20 protein-coding genes and 1 pseudogene are annotated in these 17,015 nt (G+C 44.0%); 11 read left to right on the forward strand and 10 right to left on the reverse strand.

Annotated features, from left to right (window positions below):
- The first annotated feature begins 16 nt into the window (after nucleotides 1–16).
- The 7 genes from rfbD to MiSe_RS09960 all read left to right on the forward strand — a co-directional run bounded on the left by rfbD (nucleotide 17) and on the right by MiSe_RS09960 (nucleotide 6,650).
- Nucleotides 17–892 (forward strand): dTDP-4-dehydrorhamnose reductase, encoded by an 876-nt coding sequence (gene rfbD / locus MiSe_RS09930; protein ID WP_226578229.1) that lies wholly within the window; start codon nucleotides 17–19, stop codon nucleotides 890–892.
- A 7-nt stretch (nucleotides 893–899) separates the two neighbouring features.
- Entirely contained in the window at nucleotides 900–1,976 is a 1,077-nt protein-coding gene (locus MiSe_RS09935; RefSeq protein WP_226578232.1) for a glucose-1-phosphate thymidylyltransferase, read from the forward strand.
- Nucleotides 1,973–2,824 (forward strand): glycosyltransferase, encoded by an 852-nt coding sequence (locus tag MiSe_RS09940; RefSeq protein WP_226578235.1) that lies wholly within the window; start codon nucleotides 1,973–1,975, stop codon nucleotides 2,822–2,824. The genes MiSe_RS09935 and MiSe_RS09940 overlap by 4 nt, the downstream gene beginning before the upstream one ends.
- Nucleotides 2,825–2,898: 74 nt before the next feature.
- On the forward strand, nucleotides 2,899–3,984 hold the full coding sequence (locus tag MiSe_RS09945) for a glycosyltransferase family 4 protein (protein WP_444980477.1): 1,086 nt from the start codon (nucleotides 2,899–2,901) through the stop codon (nucleotides 3,982–3,984).
- Nucleotides 3,985–3,987: 3 nt separating this feature from the next.
- The gene (locus MiSe_RS09950) at nucleotides 3,988–4,224 is read left to right on the forward strand and encodes a hypothetical protein (RefSeq protein ID WP_226578238.1); all 237 of its coding nucleotides are present in this window, start codon (nucleotides 3,988–3,990) and stop codon (nucleotides 4,222–4,224) included.
- Nucleotides 4,225–4,418: 194 nt separating this feature from the next.
- A complete protein-coding gene (locus tag MiSe_RS09955; protein ID WP_226578240.1) occupies nucleotides 4,419–4,799 on the forward strand; it encodes a sugar ABC transporter permease in 381 nt (126 codons plus the stop codon).
- A gap of 9 nt (nucleotides 4,800–4,808) precedes the next feature.
- Nucleotides 4,809–6,650 (forward strand): caspase, EACC1-associated type, encoded by a 1,842-nt coding sequence (locus MiSe_RS09960; RefSeq protein WP_226578243.1) that lies wholly within the window; start codon nucleotides 4,809–4,811, stop codon nucleotides 6,648–6,650.
- A 236-nt stretch (nucleotides 6,651–6,886) separates the two neighbouring features.
- On the opposite strand, the gene MiSe_RS09965 is transcribed toward MiSe_RS09960, so the two are convergent.
- The 10 genes from MiSe_RS09965 to MiSe_RS10010 form a co-directional block, all read right to left on the reverse strand.
- A complete protein-coding gene (locus tag MiSe_RS09965; RefSeq protein ID WP_226578245.1) occupies nucleotides 6,887–7,270 on the reverse strand; it encodes an aspartyl protease in 384 nt (127 codons plus the stop codon).
- Entirely contained in the window at nucleotides 7,267–7,584 is a 318-nt protein-coding gene (locus tag MiSe_RS09970) for a hypothetical protein (RefSeq protein ID WP_226578248.1), read from the reverse strand. The genes MiSe_RS09965 and MiSe_RS09970 overlap by 4 nt, the downstream gene beginning before the upstream one ends.
- 130 nt (nucleotides 7,585–7,714) lie before the next feature.
- Nucleotides 7,715–7,906, reverse strand: coding sequence for a hypothetical protein (locus MiSe_RS09975; RefSeq protein ID WP_226578251.1), 192 nt, complete (start codon nucleotides 7,904–7,906; stop codon nucleotides 7,715–7,717).
- Nucleotide 7,907: 1 nt separating this feature from the next.
- Nucleotides 7,908–8,366, reverse strand: coding sequence for a PIN domain-containing protein (locus tag MiSe_RS09980; RefSeq protein WP_226578254.1), 459 nt, complete (start codon nucleotides 8,364–8,366; stop codon nucleotides 7,908–7,910).
- 241 nt (nucleotides 8,367–8,607) lie between these two features.
- Entirely contained in the window at nucleotides 8,608–9,168 is a 561-nt protein-coding gene (locus MiSe_RS09985; RefSeq protein ID WP_226578257.1) for a Uma2 family endonuclease, read from the reverse strand.
- 67 nt (nucleotides 9,169–9,235) lie between these two features.
- A complete protein-coding gene (locus MiSe_RS09990; RefSeq protein ID WP_226578260.1) occupies nucleotides 9,236–9,823 on the reverse strand; it encodes a Uma2 family endonuclease in 588 nt (195 codons plus the stop codon).
- A gap of 33 nt (nucleotides 9,824–9,856) precedes the next feature.
- Nucleotides 9,857–11,071, reverse strand: coding sequence for a DUF790 family protein (locus MiSe_RS09995; RefSeq protein ID WP_226578263.1), 1,215 nt, complete (start codon nucleotides 11,069–11,071; stop codon nucleotides 9,857–9,859).
- 179 nt (nucleotides 11,072–11,250) lie between these two features.
- Nucleotides 11,251–12,840, reverse strand: a complete 1,590-nt coding sequence (locus MiSe_RS10000) for a DEAD/DEAH box helicase (protein ID WP_226578266.1) — start codon at nucleotides 12,838–12,840, stop codon at nucleotides 11,251–11,253.
- 7 nt (nucleotides 12,841–12,847) lie between these two features.
- Complete coding sequence (locus MiSe_RS10005; RefSeq protein WP_226578269.1) at nucleotides 12,848–13,309, reverse strand: type II toxin-antitoxin system VapC family toxin; 462 nt, start codon at nucleotides 13,307–13,309, stop codon at nucleotides 12,848–12,850.
- Nucleotides 13,290–13,517: a hypothetical protein gene (locus MiSe_RS10010; protein WP_226578272.1), complete on the reverse strand. Its 228-nt coding sequence runs from the start codon at nucleotides 13,515–13,517 to the stop codon at nucleotides 13,290–13,292. Before MiSe_RS10010 ends, MiSe_RS10005 begins: the two co-directional genes overlap by 20 nt.
- Nucleotides 13,518–13,755: 238 nt before the next feature.
- Between MiSe_RS10010 and MiSe_RS10015 the strand changes: the two genes are divergently transcribed.
- From MiSe_RS10015 to MiSe_RS10030, 4 genes and pseudogenes are all read left to right on the forward strand, one after another.
- On the forward strand, nucleotides 13,756–14,508 hold the full coding sequence (locus MiSe_RS10015) for an ATP-binding cassette domain-containing protein (RefSeq protein WP_226578274.1): 753 nt from the start codon (nucleotides 13,756–13,758) through the stop codon (nucleotides 14,506–14,508).
- 103 nt (nucleotides 14,509–14,611) lie between these two features.
- Complete coding sequence (locus MiSe_RS10020; protein ID WP_226578278.1) at nucleotides 14,612–15,253, forward strand: ABC transporter permease; 642 nt, start codon at nucleotides 14,612–14,614, stop codon at nucleotides 15,251–15,253.
- Nucleotides 15,250–16,152: a glycine betaine ABC transporter substrate-binding protein gene (locus MiSe_RS10025; RefSeq protein ID WP_226578281.1), complete on the forward strand. Its 903-nt coding sequence runs from the start codon at nucleotides 15,250–15,252 to the stop codon at nucleotides 16,150–16,152. Before MiSe_RS10020 ends, MiSe_RS10025 begins: the two co-directional genes overlap by 4 nt.
- Before the next feature lie 123 nt (nucleotides 16,153–16,275).
- A pseudogene (locus tag MiSe_RS10030) lies at nucleotides 16,276–16,992 on the forward strand (phytochelatin synthase family protein).
- Nucleotides 16,993–17,015 lie beyond the last annotated feature (23 nt).

The following is a 17,015-nucleotide window of genomic DNA, read 5'->3' on the forward strand; positions in this document are numbered from 1 at the left end:
AGCTATTAGCAATACAATGAAGCGAATTTTAGTTACTGGTATTAACGGTCAGCTAGGGCAAGAATTACAACAAACTCTAGCATCTTCTGCCGAAGTTATCGGTGTGGGACGAGAAAGGGTAGACTTTTCCCAACCTGAGAGTCTGCGTCAGATAATTGCAGAAGTGAAACCGGATGCGGTTATTAATGCAGCAGCTTACACGGCGGTGGATAAAGCGGAAAGCGAATTCGACTTGGCGATGGCGGTGAATGGGACGGCGCCCGGTATCCTCGCAGAAGAATGCCAAAAACTGAGGATTCGCCTGATTCACATTTCCACCGATTATGTGTTTGATGGCACTAAAAGCTATCCCTATCAAGATACCGATCCTACCAATCCGTTGAGTGCCTATGGGAAATCTAAACTCGAAGGCGAATTGGCAATTGGCAAAAATTGCGAAGATCGCGTTATCCTCAGAACCGCTTGGGTTTATGGTGTGGGTGGCAAAGGTAATTTTGTCAAAACGATGCTAAGGTTGGGAAGCGACAAGGAAGAAATTCGCGTCGTTGCCGATCAAATTGGCAGTCCGACTTGGACGGGTGATTTAGCCAATGCCATTGCCAGTTTACTCGATCAAACCCCTCCCGGAACTTATCATTACACCAACAGCGGCGTCGCCAGCTGGTACGATTTTGCTGTGGCGATCTTTGAAGAAGCATCGCAACTTGGCTGGAATTTAAAAGTGCAACGGGTAGTTCCCATTACTACCCCCGAATATCCCACCCCGGCAAAAAGACCTGCCTATTCTGTCTTATCTTGTGCCAAAATAACAGCAGTTTTAGGAACTTATCCCCCGCACTGGCGTCAAGGACTGCGACAGATGCTAAGGGATTTTAGCCAATCTAAACTCTAAAATTGACATGAAAGCACTGATTCTATCCGGCGGTAAAGGTACGCGGTTGCGCCCTCTGACTTATACTGGGGCAAAACAATTAGTTCCCGTTGCCAATAAGCCGATTCTGTGGTATGGGATTGAAGGCATCGTCGCTGCTGGAATTACCGATATTGGGATTATTATCAGCCCTGAAACTGGCGAGGAAGTGAAAGCGAAAACAGGTAATGGCGAACGCTTCGGTGCCAAAATTACTTATATCCTACAAGAGCAACCCGCTGGTTTAGCCCACGCCGTTAAAGTCGCCCAACCTTTTTTAGGGGATTCCCCATTTATTATGTATTTGGGCGATAACCTGATTCAAAGCGACTTGGGCTTATTTTTAGAGAAATTTAGCGCTGAAGCGGTAGATGCTTTAATATTGCTGCGACCAGTTGCCAATCCTACCGCGTTTGGCGTCGCAACGGTGGATGAAAACGGAAGAGTGTTGCAACTGATAGAAAAACCCAAAGTCCCCCCATCGAATCTGGCGCTGGTGGGGATTTATTATTTTGCTAACACGATTCACAATGCGATCGCTAATATTCAACCCTCCCCCCGTGGCGAACTTGAAATTACTGATGCGATTCAATACTTAATTGACCAACAAAAACGAGTCGAAGCTTGTCAATTAGAAGGTTGGTGGCTAGATACAGGTAAAAAAGATGACCTGCTAGAAGCCAATCGCATTATCTTAGACACCTGCTGTCTCACCTCCGATATCAAAGGTGAAGTAGACGAGAAAAGTCAAGTAATTGGACGAGTGCAAATTGGTTCGGGAACTAAAATAATTAATTGCACGATTCGCGGCCCTGTCAATATCGGTAGCGACTGCCATATCGAAAACTGCTATATCGGCCCTTATAGTAGTATCGCCGCTCAAGTTAAACTGGTTGATGTTGACTTAGACCATAGCGTGATTTTACAAGGAGCTAAAGTTGTAGGGATTCATCAACGAATTGTCGATAGCGTGATTGGACAACGCGCCCAGTTAACCGTTGCCCCACAGCGCCCGAAAGCATTGCGGTTTATGATAGGAGATGACAGCCAAATTGAGCTAGCGTGATTTACTTTGTTACCGTTAACTATTACTCAACCGATGCCATCGCCCAATTAATCCAATCGATTCAATCGAACAATGGCGGCGACTATACATTTATTATAGTCAATAATTCCGCCGATGATGCCGCCATTCATCATCTAAAAACCGACAAGATAATTATTATTGAATCGGGAGAAAATTTAGGTTTTGGTCGAGGCTGCAACAGGGGATTAAATTGGATTTATGCCAAAGATCCGCAAGCAATCGTCTGGATAATCAATCCAGACGCTTACTTTATAGATAATGATATGAGGCGAGCAAAAAAATTTTTTTCAACTTATCCAGACATATCAATTTTAGGGACAATAGTTGGCGAACCGACGGGGAAAATTTGGTTTAGTGGGGGTGAATTTATCCGAAAAAATGGCGAAATCATTGCTACAAAAACACCCATATCCTCACCAGAAAAACCCTACGCACATACACAATGGGTAACGGGATGCAGTCTGCTGATTAACCTCAAACAATTTAAGGAGTGTCCGCAATTTGACCCGGATTACTTTTTGTACTACGAAGACTGCGATTTTTGTCTGCGCTATGCCGAAGGGGGACATATTATAGCTATAACAGATAAAATTAAAGTGATGCACCAACCTTCTTCGATTACAAATAGAAACATCAACTTAAAAATCCAACATACCATTTATAGCTATTTATTGACCCTGGAAAAGCACGCCAGCCACTTAGTTTTATTGTACCGCCTTGTGAGAATTAGTTTATCGGCGCTGATTGCGCTACCCTTTCAGCGTAAAATAGCGACGAGTGAGATCAAAGGAGTTTTGAAATATTGCGAGAGAGCGATCAAAATATGACGCGGGGACACGGGGATGGGGAGACGCGGGGAATTTGTAGAAGGAATCTCCCCGTCAATCTCAACCAAATACTTATGACCACACCCGATATAGGGGAATCCCTGTTAATAAATTTATCGTGCTTGACGGCTAAGCCTACGGGGTTAGCCACTTATGCTATGAATATATTTCCAGAACTACAACAACTGAATCCAACTTTATTGGTTCCCCAATCTATCCCGCCTTATAAATGTTACCCCGTTCCGACCAACCTCAGTTCAGACCAAGGAACCAAAGGACATATCCGTCGTTTAGCTTGGACTCAGTTGCGACTACCTCAAATTTGTCATCAGCTGCGATCGCGTCTATTATTTTCCCCGATTCCAGAAGCACCTTTATTCTCTCGCTGTCGTTACGTAGTTACGGTTCACGACTTAATTCCCCTCCGCTTCCCGGTAAAATTTTCTCGTTTAACCGCCTACTTTCGCTACTACGTACCCAGGGTTTTAGAACAATCAGAACATATTATTTGCGATTCAGAATCAACCGCAAAAGATATTACTAATTTTTTCAATATACCTTATAATAAAATTACCCCTGTTTTACTCGCACACGACGCCAATAACTTTCGATTTTTAGATTTACCGACAAGCAATTATTTCCTTTATATAGGCAGACACGACCATTATAAAAATTTGCAAAGACTAATTTTGGCATTTGCGGCTTTACCCAATTATAGGGAATACGAATTGTGGATTGCGGGGCCAAGCGATCGCCGTTATACTTCTATTATAAAAGCATTTGTAGAAGAGAAAAAATTGACGAATGTAAAGTTTTTGGATTACGTGGCTTATAGGGAATTGCCGGTGTTGATAAATCGCGCGATCGCTTTAGTTTTTCCCAGTCTTTGGGAAGGATTTGGTTTGCCAGTTTTAGAAGCAATGGCTTGCGGTACTCCCGTGATTACTTCCAATCTTTCTTCATTACCAGAAGTTGCAGGAGATGCGGCGATTTTAATTAACCCTTATAACGTGGAAGAAATTACCGAAGCGATGCGGGTGGTGGTAGAAAATGGCAGTGTGCGAAATAACTTGCGTCAAGCTGGAATTGCCAGATCTAAACAGTTTAGTTGGACAAAAACAGGACAGGCAACTGCTGCTGTATTACAGCGATATCTTTGATTCTTGGTAGCCTACACCCTTAAGGGTGTGGCTACACAAGCAAAGCCTGCCTCCGCAGGCTGGAAAATTCTCAATTTTTTATCCGTAGCCTACACCCTCAAGGGTGTGGCTACACAAGCAAAGCAAGGCGTAGCAGGCTGGAAAATTCTCAATTTTTCATCCGTAGCCTACACCCTTAAGGGTGTCGCTACACAAGCAAAGCCTGCCTCCGCAGGCTGGAAAATTCTCAATTTTCTATAAGTCCGCGCAGGCGGACTTTGTTTGTGTAGCCACAGGCTTCAGCCTGTCGGCGTCGGTCGGTCGGCGTCGGTCGGTTGGCGTCGGTCGGCGTCTGGTCAGCGTTCGATGTTGGGGAATAAAATCCGATCGAGATTTACCGGATTTAAAGAATAATTTATTGTATCGCTAATATTAACAGCACTCAGTAGATTTACATGGCAAGCACATCGAACGTTAAGATAACCATTTCCCTGCAAGATCCGAATTTAGACAACGATGAATTACAAGCAGAAGTAGAGAACTTACTACCCCAGATGAAAGAGGTGGATGGGGTCGAAGATGCAGATTTAGTACCAGTTGAAGAAGCCCCCAAAGGTTCAAAAGCTTTAGGAGGCTTTTTGTTAGGAATGTTACAAGCAGAGGTGAGTGTCGCCAATATCAAGGCTTTGTTTGGGTTTTTGGGCGATCGCTTAGGCGGTCAACCGATTAAAATAAGCGTTAAAGCACCTGATGGCAGAGAACTGAACGTTGAAGCCAGCAGCCAAGCAGAGTTTGACTACGCATATCAAAAAGCACAGGAATTTCTCAAAGGGTAGACTGGCAGCATGGCAAAGGTGGCATTGCTGATTGGGGTCAGCGAGTACGAACCTGGGTTAAATCCGCTACCGGCGGCTGTAAAAGATGTGGAGGCGATGAAGAGAGTTTTGGCGCATCCAGAAATGGGTGGCTTTGCCGAGGCGGATATTACCGTGCTGAAAAATCCCCAACGGCAAGAGATAGAAGAAGCTATCTATCGCCTCTTTGCCGATAGCCAAAAGGATGACTTGCTGTTATTTTACTTCTCTGGTCACGGGGTGAAAGATGAAAGCGGCAAGCTGTATCTTTCTACCCGTATCACTCGCAAAGACAATGGCAAGCTGGTGAAGCCATCAGCAGTAGCAGCCAGTTTTCTGCACGAAAGTATGAATGAGAGCAAGTCTCAAAGACAAGTTGTGATTTTGGACTGTTGCTTTAGCGGCGCATTTGCTCAAGGCTTGACCGCCAAAGATGATGCCAGCGTAGACTTAGAAGAATACTTGGGTGGTAAAGGACGGGCAATTCTCACAGCGACGACTTCCACCCAATATGCTTTTGAAGAACAAGACTCAGAACTCGCAGTCTACACCCGCTATCTGGTAGAAGGGATTGAAAAAGGCGCAGCAGATACAGACGGGGATGGTTGGATTTCCGTTGATGAGTTGCACGAGTATGCCAGTAGCAAAGTGCAAGAAGCAGCGCCAGCGATGACGCCAAAGTTCTATCCTGTTGAGGAAGGCTATCGAATTCGGCTGGCAAAGTCGCCCAAGGATGACCCCAGGGTGAGGTATCGTAAGGAGGCTGAACGTTATGCCAGTCGCGGTGAGATTTCAGTTGTTGGGCGCAGAATATTGGCTGCTTTGAGGAATAATTTGGGGTTACAACCTGAAGAGACGGCTGCTATTGAAACTGAAGTTTTGCAGCCCTATCAAGAGTACAGGCGGAAGCTAGAGCAGTATGAGCAAACTTTAACTGTGGCAGTTCAGCAAGAATTTCCTCTCACCGAATATACACTTAATGAATTGAGAGATTTACAGAAGATTTTGGCTCTTAAAGATGAAGATGTAGCACCGATTGAAGCGAAAATTATTCCTGGGAGAGCATCTACTCCTACCGAGGGAGATGCACCTCAAACTAAGTCAGTTCCTGTTGAAACCAAAGCTGCCGGGACGAATGAGCGGACAATCTCTGCTGTCGAAAGCAACCCAACTAAAAAATCTACATCTAAAGAATCCATAACCGAAGATCTCAGAGCTAAACAGAGAGTAGACTACACTCGACCATCTGCATCAAACCCTCGATCGCTGTTCGCAAAGATTGCCCACGCCAGAAACAAATTTCTTGTCGTTGGTACAATTATTCTAATTGGGTTAGCAGGATTTGAAATCTATAGGCAGACAATGCAAGCTAAATCGGGCTACGAGCGACTAAAAGAGCTTCTATCAGGGGCAAAGTGGAAAGAGGCTGATAACGAAACTGCTCGAAAGATGGTGGAATTAGCTGGCAGACAGAAAGAAGGTTCGCTCAGAGGAGAAGATTTTAAAAAAATTAACTGTGGAGACTTAAGCTACATCGACAATCTCTGGGTAAATTACAGCAAAAGACACTTCGGCTTAAGCGTACAGAGGCACATTTGGCAATCGAGTGATGTAAACAGTGATATGGGTAAGTTCATCATGCGCGTCGGTTGGGGTTGGGTAGAAACAAAACCGGGGGTAGTTACACTGGTTTTTGCAGATATAAACAACCTTACCTATGACCTTAGTGCTCCAAAGGGACAACTCCCGGTAGCAGTAACGTATAATTCTGGGCGCGACAATAAGGCACGCAACGAATACATATCCAGAATTGTAGAGTGTGACATAAAGTAGCAATTTTATACTTTGGAAAAGTTTATCCAAGGCACGTGGGGTAGGCATTGCACACAACACTAGAACTTTTGCGAAAGTCCTTCTGATTAACGAAGATATTGCGTAGGGTGTGCGAGCAATACCCATTGAGTGCAGCACTTAAAATGAGATCTGATGCGATCGCAGGATATTTCCAATACTCAACTACGGTAGCAGAGCGTAGTTTGAGTTGAGGGAACGAAACCCAACTTACTAAATCAGGATGAAGGCGACAGTTCTAAAGTTAGCAATCCTTGTGGAAAATCTACCACTAACCGCTGCGTTCTTAACCACTGCAACCCTAACAAAATTTCTTGAACACCAACTCGCGCATGAACGGGAATCGTAAATTCTTCTTCCCCAATTATCACCCTCCCTTGATAGAGAGCAAAAAACGTTTCACCTTGAGCCGTCCGCATCACTCGTCTTCGTTCAATTAAAGTCCAGCCTAATGCTTCTGCATCTTGAAGATCCAGTGCTAACCATCCGCTTGTAAATCCGGTATCTAATAGTGCCTCAACGGGTAAAATTTCTTCATTAGCGCCTATTAAATCAATATCAAACAATAACTCTCCTATCTCGCCAAATCTTCCCAAAATCATATCAGGCCACAGGCTCCCGTTTCATTCAGCCGAAACGTTCCCAGCATCCCATGCGGATACTTCTGACGAGCTTTTTGTTCGGCAGCGATTTCATCAGTATCGATGAAATAATCCCCACTTTCTGGCTCAATCATCATAAACCAGTTGTAATGGTCTTTGATTAATTCTGGGCAGGCTTTGTGCCAAATAACTTTACAGCGCTGACAAAACACATCAATTTCCGTTTGGCGTTTGGCTAGTTCTTCGGGTGAAAGATTATATTCGGGAAAAACTCTGCCTCGGCGACGGGGATAATTTTTTAAGGATTGATTCATCTTTTTTTAGCTAAACTTCTACTAATAATTATCAGTTGTCACCAACATTATTTTTCTGTTCCTCAGAACCCGTCAACTATTATAACAGCGACGATGAAGCCAGAAATAGTCACCCAGCTTCATTATCTGGCTAGCTAACCCTTTTCTGGCTAATTTCATCAAGGATATCTTCAAGAGTCAGACTTGCTAACCATTGCGATCGCTCTTTTGTATAATCACCACTACCCATATCAAACTGGTGGAGAAAGCGTACCATACCTACTGGCCCTAAAGCCTTAACTAAAGCATCCAAACCTTGCTGCCTAATTTGTGCTGGACTCATCTTAGAAGTCTCCATCATCAGTTGTCTCCATCAACCATAAAACTGGATTTGCCGAAGTTACTCGGAGAATATCTCTATTTCTAATAGCTCGCCGTAATAGTCGGTCATCAGTTGTCAAAAATATATCAGCATTGCCTGCTTCTGCACAGGCTAAATGCAGAGAATCCAGGGGATGAAAACCATACTCCTGTAAATCCCTAGCTCGGCTTGCAATCTCCTCACTTATCTGTATTCTAGACGCTGCTAGAGAAATTAGGGATAAAACTTTTTGTCTTCTAACCACATCAGCAATTCTGGCAATCTCAAAATCGAGCGCTTCACTGCCTAATAAATTTAATCTGCCACTCTGACACCGCTCTATAATCAGGAGGACAGCTTCAGCTTCCAAACGTATTCGTTCTTGAGTCAGATCGTCAAATGGACGATTCAAACAGCAAACATCAAGGTAAATTAAAGACATTAATCACTTTTAGTGCTAATTTTCGACTATTTGAGATAATCATAACCCTAATGTGTTGAAATTAAAACAAATCAACCCCTCCGATTGATGTAGGGGCAGGACGCCAATAATATTGTTTGATGCTAATAAATCGATAGACCTACCTAAAGTTATATACAAGGATAATGTTGATTCTTGCCTACGGGGGAAGATAGGGCGAAAAATTAGCATTAACTTAACAAAAGACAAGGATTGTCTTGCTCTATCCCAAAATTTGCTCGATTGTAATATTAATATCTGGAAAAGTTTGAATTACTAAATTTTGACCCCGCTGAAACTTCTGGATATTCTTGTAACCTGTAGGTGTTGGTTCGCGATAAACTTCAACGCATTGAGCGTTAATATCTACTAGCCAAACTTCAACAATACCTTGTTCGGCATAAAGAGGAATTTTTACTTCTCGGTCAGTTTCAACGGTTGTATCTGCTACTTCTACTAATAAAAAAATGTCCTGGGGTTGAGGATGTCCCGCCTCATAAAAGTCCGAACGAGGATGAAGCAATGCTATATCTGGTTGTGGTGCAGAATTGTCATCTAATTCAACTGGGTTTTGGGGAGAAAGTATTGCGCGATCGCCAAGAAGTTGAGTAAATAATCTGACCAATCGATTGACACCAGCAGCATGTCTTCTACCAATCGCCGCCATCTCAATAATCTCTCCTCGGATGAGTTCTACTCGCTCACCTTCAGCGATGATACCTGACTCTACCATTTTCTGGTATTGCTCAACTGTAAACTTCCGCCTCAGTAACTGCACAGACATCTCTACCTCCAATGTTTACCTAATTTTTTGTGTATCTGCACTCAAATTATTTCAGAGGTTTATTCACTTATTCTTCTGCCACTTCAAAATTAACCCGCGCATAAATCTCGCGAAAACCGATCTGAAACTCAATAGAATCCAGTACTAAAACTGCATCTTCTCCTTCATACTCTTTAAAAATCCATTCACCTGCTGCTCGCTTAGCATATTGTTCCACGGAAAAACTATACTGGTCAATTAAAATATATTCCTGCAACTCCGGAATTGAGCGGTAATATTTAAACTTATCTGTTTTGTCATAATCTTTAGTTGACTTTGATAATACTTCAACAATCAAACAGGGATTGGTAATCGTTGTTGTACCAGTTCCCTCATAGACAGGTTCACCTTTGACGACCATCACATCAGGGTAAGTATAGAGGCGATACTGAGGCAGCCACAACTTTACATCGCCGATGTATATGTCATAATCTTGACCTTGTACTGTCAATGGAAATCTCTTGTAAAAATTTCCAGCAATTTTATTGTGATTCGTCGTTCCACCTGTCATCTGGATAATTTCTCCATCGCGGTATTCACTTTTGTATTCAGCTTTTTCTTCCAACTCCAGATACTCTGCGGGAGTGTAGTAACGCTTTTCTGTTTGGACTACCATAGGACTCCCCTAATTAAATGGGATTCTGCTGTTTTATTTTAGCACCTCTAACACTGCTTTAGGTAAAAGCTTATCCTTAAACCACACAATTCTTGCTGGCGTATCGCTCACCTTGACGCCAGCTTTTTCTAAATTTAATCGTTCAGAAATAGCCAAAATCAAATTATCGCAACCAGCGCGACGAACTTGAGCAAACTTCTTTTGCAAATATTGCGGACGCCAGTAACCGATTATTTCCAATAAAAACGACCTGCCATCGGGATGAACTAGGCGAAAATCCGGAATCATCACGCTACCAGGAATGGGAATTAAGTCAACTTCTCTTTCTAATACCCACTCACTTTTAAGCGAATCCCACCTATTTGCAAACGACTCTTCAATCATGCTGTCATAAGGCTTACCCGGTGGATAATGAGATACTAAACCGCAATTAGAATCGAGACTAAACCGCCCAATCTTTTCCTTGTTAGTGTAAAAATCGCGGATTTGTAGAGTTGCGTGAAGACTCCATTTTGTCACGTGTAATAAAGCGGGGAGAAGTTTAGCTATAGCCAACCCATACCTCGTACTAGGTTTAAACAAACTTGTCGGGCCATCAATCGCAATTGTAAACCCGTGGTCAGCATCGCCTTCAATATAAGCCATCAATTGAAACAACTTAAGATAGCGAAACAAAAGCTTATATTCCCCCGGAACATTGCGGTGAGCATTGAGCGTAATTTGACTGGCACGATAAAAAATTCCCTGCACTTGCGAGAGATTATAACGATGCAACAAATCTTCAGGCGAAGGAGTTTCAAATTGTGTTAAAATACGATTTTCTTGTAAATCGGCATATAAACCAGTTTTAATGTCTTGAAGCAGAACTTCCCGCTGGAGTTCTTGACTCAATTGCTCTGCTAAATTGCTCAGTATTCTTTGAGACGCCAAAGGATTAGGAACCGATTTAGCAGATAGGGCAAACACGCGCTGACGCAACTCCTGGGGTTCCAGGGGACTAACAACTTCAAACGTACAAAAACCACCCTTCAAAAGATGAGCCAATCCCCGCTTTAAGCGATAATCTGGACTATCGCCTTCCAACTCTAAAAGCTGACTGTCTAGTTCCCCTTGAGTTTTACCAACCGCATCTTGAAAACAAGTAATTAAATCCGTAGCTATTTCCAAATTCCGGTCATCAATCTTCAGGTGCTTCGGAACGATTGACTCTCCATTTTGCCGGTGTATTAGCAAATCACTGGGTAACATCGTAATTTTAGATTGAATTTGATTCTGGGATATTGGAGATATTGGAGGCAGCAGCCCACTAGTATTCGTTCCCAGGCTCAGCCTGGGAACTAGAAGCGGGAGGCTCTGCCTCGCTTACTTGTTGGGATATTGGAGGCTCTGCCTCCTAGTACTCGTTGGGATATTGGAGGCAGAGCCTCCTAGTATTCGTTCCCAGGCTCAGCCTGGGAACTAGAAGCGGGAGGATCTGCCTCGCTGGAATCTTCAGAGACATTGTATCCCCCTGACGACTTCGAATCAGCAGCCTTATAACCACTTTGCTTACCAACTCCATAAATCGGTTCAGACGGCACAATCTCCAACTGCCGATACTTCTTCTCCTCTCTTCCTTCGCGCTCTTTGCGTCTTCGCGGTTCATTCTTTTCCACCCCTCGACGCCGCTGCGAAGTTCCCTCCTCACTCGTATCCTCCGCTACCACCTCATACAAAATTGCTCGCTTATTCTTATCCTGACTTTTACGCAAAATTCGCCCCAATCTTTGAATGTATTCCCGCGGCGAACCAGTCCCCGATAAAATAATTGCAATACTCGCCGCCGGAACATCCACCCCTTCATTTAAAACGTGAGAAGCAACCAAAGTATTGTATTCCCCCTCCCGAAACTTGGTTAAAATTTCATGGCGTTCCTTCACAGGGGTTTGATGGGTAATCGCGGGAATTAACAACTCTTGAGAAATGCGATAAACCGTTGCATTATCCGTCGTAAATATTAGCATCCGTTCCGGATAATGTTCCGCCAACAAATCGGCGAGTACGCGCATTTTGCCATCAGTACCCACAGCAATTTCTCGTGCTTCTCTATGGGCTAACATTGCTCGCCTTCCAGCAGGAGATCTAGCACTGACCATGACAAATCTGCGCCACCCATCGAGACTTCCCAATTTAATCTTTTCTGACTTGAGAAAATCATTGCGAATTTCGATTAGTTTGTTGTAGCGCTCGCGCTCGATTTGCGATAGCTTAACCTTAATCGGAATAATCTCGTGAGTCGCTAGCGCCTGCCCTGCCAATTCCTCAGCTTTCTTGCGATAAACCTCGACGCCGATTAACCTATTAAGCTCAGAATGCTTGCCATCAGAGCGTTCTGGAGTAGCGGAGAGTCCGAGACGATAGGGAGCGATCGCATACTCCGCGATCGCGCGATAAAATTCCGTTGGTAGATGGTGACACTCATCAAAAATTAACAGCGCATAGCGATTTCCCAAGGTTTCCGCATGAATTGCCGCACTATCATAAGTAGCAACAAGAATAGAACTTTTATCCCGCGAACCTCCTCCCAATAACCCAATTTCCGCATCGGGAAAAGCCGCCAATAAATGAGCATACCACTGATGCATTAAATCCAAAGTTGGCACCACAATTAAACTACTGCGCGGCGTTGCTTGCAGCGCCAATTGTGCCAAATAAGTTTTACCCGCCGCAGTGGGAAGAACTACTACCCCTTTCCTTCCCGCCAGCTTCCAAGCAGCTAGCGCCTCGCTTTGATGCGGGTAGGGTTCCATTTCCAAACTGGGGACGAGTTTTAGCGGTTCAAATTCCTTTGCTTCATCGATAAAATTAATTCCTTCCCCTTGCAATGCTTCCACCAAAGGACGATAGTGAATGGCAAGAATGCGGAATTTTTCCACTCTGTCATCCCAAGTGGCGAATTCCACCCAGCTTTTGCCTCGTGGCGGTGGGTGGAGAATTAAAGTACCTCGGTCAAAAGTTAATGTAGGAGTACGCGGCATTAGTTTATTAAATCATCGATTGTACCAGCGGCAAAACTGTAATGAATTCCGCAAAGCGGTTGAAATCATCAACATTATTAGTCAGCAATCGGCTAATTCCATAAACTAGCATCGTCGCCACAATATTCCCATCGTGTACCTGCCTACCTCCTATAGGAATTTGCTCCATTAGAGTTAACAGCCTTTCCGTCACCTGGGGGTTATCTTCTGCGACGCGAAAACGATTTAAGAAAAAACGAACCTCTGCAATAACAGTTGCAATTGGTATGGGTTCGGTGAAAACTTGGGGACGAGTCAGAGTTGCCAAGTATTCCGGCAATACTTGTCTGCTTACCCACAATTCAATCCCCGCTTGTTCGCGAACCTGAATCGCATTTAGCGCCACTAAGTGCAACGGCGACTCAGGAATGCTGGCATATACAAGAACGTTCGTGTCGAGAAATACAGAATTATCGTCCCCAGTCATCATACATATCCTCACGTCTTAAGGAAAGGTCAGCAGGCCAAGATCCAACGCTAATCGTAGGAAAATCGAGCGGTGGACGCTTTTCCTTTTTCTGCGGTTGTTCATCAATGACTAATACTACCTGATGTTCGCCGGGGGGAATATCTGGGGGTAATTGCAGCGTAATTTTGCCATCAGCGGTAACGATAACGGTGGTAGCGATTGCTTTCATAACTTCTCTCCTAAATATCTACCCATTTCAAATATAACCTAAGTTGATAGTTACCTTTTTAGGGCTGCTAATGGCTAATGGCTAATGGCTAATGGCTAATGGCTAATGGCTGATGGTGTATCTCGAAAATATTCCCACTAGCAATTAGCAATTAGCGATTAGCAATTTTTAAACCCATGATAGTTATCACTAGCAACTTGCGTATATAGTAAATTCATGCCTACGCCCAGAATTCATTATGCAACCAGATAACGCAATCGCTGTCGAATTCCGCAATGTAACCTATTGCCTAAATCGCCGTCCTCTGGTAAGCAATCTAAACTTTACCATCAAAAGGGGCGAAATTTTGGTATTACTGGGACGCAGCGGTAGCGGCAAAACGACTACCATGAAGCTAATTAATCACCTTCTCACCCCAACTACAGGGAAAGTGCTGGTAGAAGGAATTCCTACAGTTGAATGGAAGGCGATTCGACTGCGAAGGCACATTGGTTATGTGATTCAAGAAATTGGTTTATTTCCTCATTTCACCGTTGAGCGTAATGTAGGATTAGTGCCAAGTTTAGAGGGATGGACCCGCGATCGCATCACCACCCGCGTCTTTGAACTATTGCAACTCGTGGGACTCGATCCCAAACAATTTGCCAAACGGTATCCCCACGAACTATCAGGCGGACAGCGCCAGCGGGTGGGGGTGGCGCGAGCGATCGCCGCCGATCCACCTATACTTTTAATGGACGAACCTTTCGGCGCACTTGACCCGATCACCCGGATTGAAATTCAGCGAGAATTCCGCCAATTGCAACAAAAATTGGGAAAAACTGTGATATTTGTCACCCACGATATCCAAGAAGCATTTATCCTCGCCTCTAGAATTGGTTTAATGCAAGCAGGACAATTGGTAGCATTAGGAACGCCATCGGAGTTTATGCGATCGCCAGAACCAGAAGTCCGCGCCTTTATGCAATGTCTTCAACCTTGGCAACAATAAAAGTAGAAAAAAATAGCTAATGGCTAATGGCTAATGGCTAATGGCATTTAAACTATTAGCAATTAGCAATTAGCAATTAGCAATTAGCAATTAACAATTAGCAATGACAATTGACTTCCTACTTCAATATCGCGATGAAATAATTCAACTGACATTAGAACACATGTTTCTAGTCGGCATTTCTACAGGCATTGCCATTTTAGTGGGTATCCCCTTGGGTATTTTAATTACCCGAAAGCCAGAATTTAGCCAACTGGTGTTAGGTTTTGCCAACATCATGCAAACAGTACCGAGTTTGGCATTATTTGGGTTTTTGATTCCCATTAGCGGGATTGGCGAGTGGACGGCAATTATAGCGCTGACTTTGTATGCATTATTGCCGATTATCCGCAATACTTACACTGGAATTGCCAATGTTGACCCAGCTATCCGGGAAGCAGGACGCGGTATGGGAATGACTTCACAGCAGCTGTTGTGGCAAGTAGAAATCCCGCTAGCCTTCGGTGTCATTTTAGCAGGCATCCGCGTCGCCACCGTCATCGCTATTGGTCTGGCAACTATTTCCGCTGCCATAGGTGCCGGTGGTCTGGGAGAATTTATCTTTAGGGGACTGGCGACGGTCAACGGTCAGTTAATTTTGTTGGGTGCAATTCCAGCTGCACTGATGGCATTAGTGGTAGATTTTACCTTGGGCTTCGTTGAACGGCTGCTAACACCAACCGTGGGAAGGAATAACAAAAGATGAAGAAAAGAAGATTTTTGGCGCTGTGTCTGATTTGCTTTAGTTTGATGGTTGCGATCGCAGCCTGCAATACTCGTTTGCAGAACCAAATCGTCATTGGTTCAAAAAACTTTACCGAACAACTGATTTTGGCAGAAATCCTCGCCCAGCATATCGAAGCGAATACAAATCTCAAAGTTGAACGCCGCCTCAACTTAGGCGGTACATTTGTCTGCCATCAAGCTATTGTTGCTGGCGAAATTGATGTTTACGTCGAGTATACGGGAACGGCTTTTACCGCCATCTTGAAAAAACCGCCTATCTCTAATTCCCAACAAGTTTACCAGGAAGTCAAACAAGCCTACGCGAAGCAATTCCAATTAGAGTTAACCGAACCCCTGGGATTTAACAATACCTTTGCGATGCTCATTCGCGGCGAAGATGCCCGGAAAGAAAATATCAAAACTCTCTCCCAAGCGGCGCAGAAAGCTCCTGAATGGAAAGCTGGATTTGGCTACGAATTCATCGAACGGAAAGATGGATTTTCCGGACTCGCAAAAACCTACGGTTTGCGCTTTTCCGAACCCCCCCGCGTCATGGATTTAGGATTAATGTACCGCGCCATAAAAGAAAGACAAGTGGATTTGATTGCTGGCGCCTCCACAGACGGATTAATTGAACGTTTGGACTTGGTAGTGCTGAAAGATGATAAGCAATACTTTCCACCCTACTATGCAGTCCCCATCGTCCGGAAACAGACTGTAGAAAAATATCCCCAATTGCGTCAAGCACTGCAACAACTCGGTGGAATTATTACTGAAAAAGATATGCAGAACTTAAATTACCAAGTTGATGCAGAAGGCAAAGATGTTAAACAGGTCGCACAACAGTTTCTCAAGTCTAAAGGTTTAGTAAAAAATTAGAGTAAATCTATGAAACATCCTGCAATCAAACCCCTCGCAAAGCGAGGCAGATCCTCCCAGATCTCGTACCCAGGCTCTTGCCTGGGTACGAAAGCAACGAGGCTCTGCCTCGGTTAGCAACTGGTGCAAAATCTGAGTATAAAAACATTTATTTTCGCCCTCTGCATCGCGGGTGGAAGTGTCATTGCCCAAACACTTTCTCTTCCCCAAAACCTAATACCATTCAACTCTCCCGAAGGCGAAAAATTGTTAATTGAAAGCCAATCTCGACAAGACTACTGGCCTCTCAGTATGCAATTTATCACCCAAAGAAACCAAGCGTTTTGTGGAGTTGCCAGCATGGTGATGGTGTTAAATGCTTTATCCGTTCCCGCACCCGAATCACCGGAATTTGGGCCTGATCGCGTCTTTACGCAAGAGAACTTTTTTAATAACGAAAGAACAAGACAAGTCATTACACCTGAAAGGGTTTCTCGTCAAGGGATAACCTGAGAAGAGTTGGGGCAATTATTAGCAAGTTACAGGACAAAAGTCAAGGTTTATCATGCTTCAGACACGAGTTTAGCAGAATTTCGCCGATTAGCTGTAGAGAATTTAAAACAACCGGGAAATTTTGTTTTAATCAACTATTTACGCCGAAGCATTGGTCAAGAAAGAGGCGGTCATATTTCTCCTATTGCTGCATATAATGAAGCAAGCGATCGCTTCCTCATCCTAGACGTTTCCCGCTACAAATATCCCCCAGTCTGGGTCAAAACAGAAGAACTCTGGCAAGCAATGGCAACCCAGGATTCAGTTTCGGGTAAAACGCGAGGATTTGTGTTAGTAAGTAGAGAATAGCGTATGGCAATTACCCATTACCT

Source organism: Microseira wollei NIES-4236, from assembly GCF_020521235.1.
GTDB classification, from domain to species: domain Bacteria; phylum Cyanobacteriota; class Cyanobacteriia; order Cyanobacteriales; family Aerosakkonemataceae; genus Microseira; species Microseira wollei.

Bases quoted from the DNA above. Each gene is read 5' to 3' on its own strand.
- MiSe_RS09975 (WP_226578251.1), bottom strand. From the start codon at position 7,906: ATGAGTCCAGCACAAATTAGGCAGCAAGGTTTGGATGCTTTAGTTAAG.
- MiSe_RS09945 (WP_444980477.1), top strand. From the start codon at position 2,899: ATGACCACACCCGATATAGGGGAATCCCTGTTAATAAATTTATCGTGC.
- MiSe_RS10020 (WP_226578278.1), top strand. From the start codon at position 14,612: ATGACAATTGACTTCCTACTTCAATATCGCGATGAAATAATTCAACTG.
- MiSe_RS09970 (WP_226578248.1), bottom strand. From the start codon at position 7,584: ATGAATCAATCCTTAAAAAATTATCCCCGTCGCCGAGGCAGAGTTTTT.
- MiSe_RS09965 (WP_226578245.1), bottom strand. From the start codon at position 7,270: ATGATTTTGGGAAGATTTGGCGAGATAGGAGAGTTATTGTTTGATATT.
- MiSe_RS09955 (WP_226578240.1), top strand. From the start codon at position 4,419: ATGGCAAGCACATCGAACGTTAAGATAACCATTTCCCTGCAAGATCCG.
- MiSe_RS10010 (WP_226578272.1), bottom strand. From the start codon at position 13,517: ATGAAAGCAATCGCTACCACCGTTATCGTTACCGCTGATGGCAAAATT.
- MiSe_RS09990 (WP_226578260.1), bottom strand. From the start codon at position 9,823: ATGGTAGTCCAAACAGAAAAGCGTTACTACACTCCCGCAGAGTATCTG.
- MiSe_RS10015 (WP_226578274.1), top strand. From the start codon at position 13,756: ATGCAACCAGATAACGCAATCGCTGTCGAATTCCGCAATGTAACCTAT.
- MiSe_RS09980 (WP_226578254.1), bottom strand. From the start codon at position 8,366: ATGTCTTTAATTTACCTTGATGTTTGCTGTTTGAATCGTCCATTTGAC.
- MiSe_RS09960 (WP_226578243.1), top strand. From the start codon at position 4,809: ATGGCAAAGGTGGCATTGCTGATTGGGGTCAGCGAGTACGAACCTGGG.
- MiSe_RS09935 (WP_226578232.1), top strand. From the start codon at position 900: ATGAAAGCACTGATTCTATCCGGCGGTAAAGGTACGCGGTTGCGCCCT.
- rfbD (WP_226578229.1), top strand. From the start codon at position 17: ATGAAGCGAATTTTAGTTACTGGTATTAACGGTCAGCTAGGGCAAGAA.
- MiSe_RS10005 (WP_226578269.1), bottom strand. From the start codon at position 13,309: ATGATGACTGGGGACGATAATTCTGTATTTCTCGACACGAACGTTCTT.
- MiSe_RS09995 (WP_226578263.1), bottom strand. From the start codon at position 11,071: ATGTTACCCAGTGATTTGCTAATACACCGGCAAAATGGAGAGTCAATC.
- MiSe_RS10000 (WP_226578266.1), bottom strand. From the start codon at position 12,840: ATGCCGCGTACTCCTACATTAACTTTTGACCGAGGTACTTTAATTCTC.
- MiSe_RS09985 (WP_226578257.1), bottom strand. From the start codon at position 9,168: ATGTCTGTGCAGTTACTGAGGCGGAAGTTTACAGTTGAGCAATACCAG.
- MiSe_RS10025 (WP_226578281.1), top strand. From the start codon at position 15,250: ATGAAGAAAAGAAGATTTTTGGCGCTGTGTCTGATTTGCTTTAGTTTG.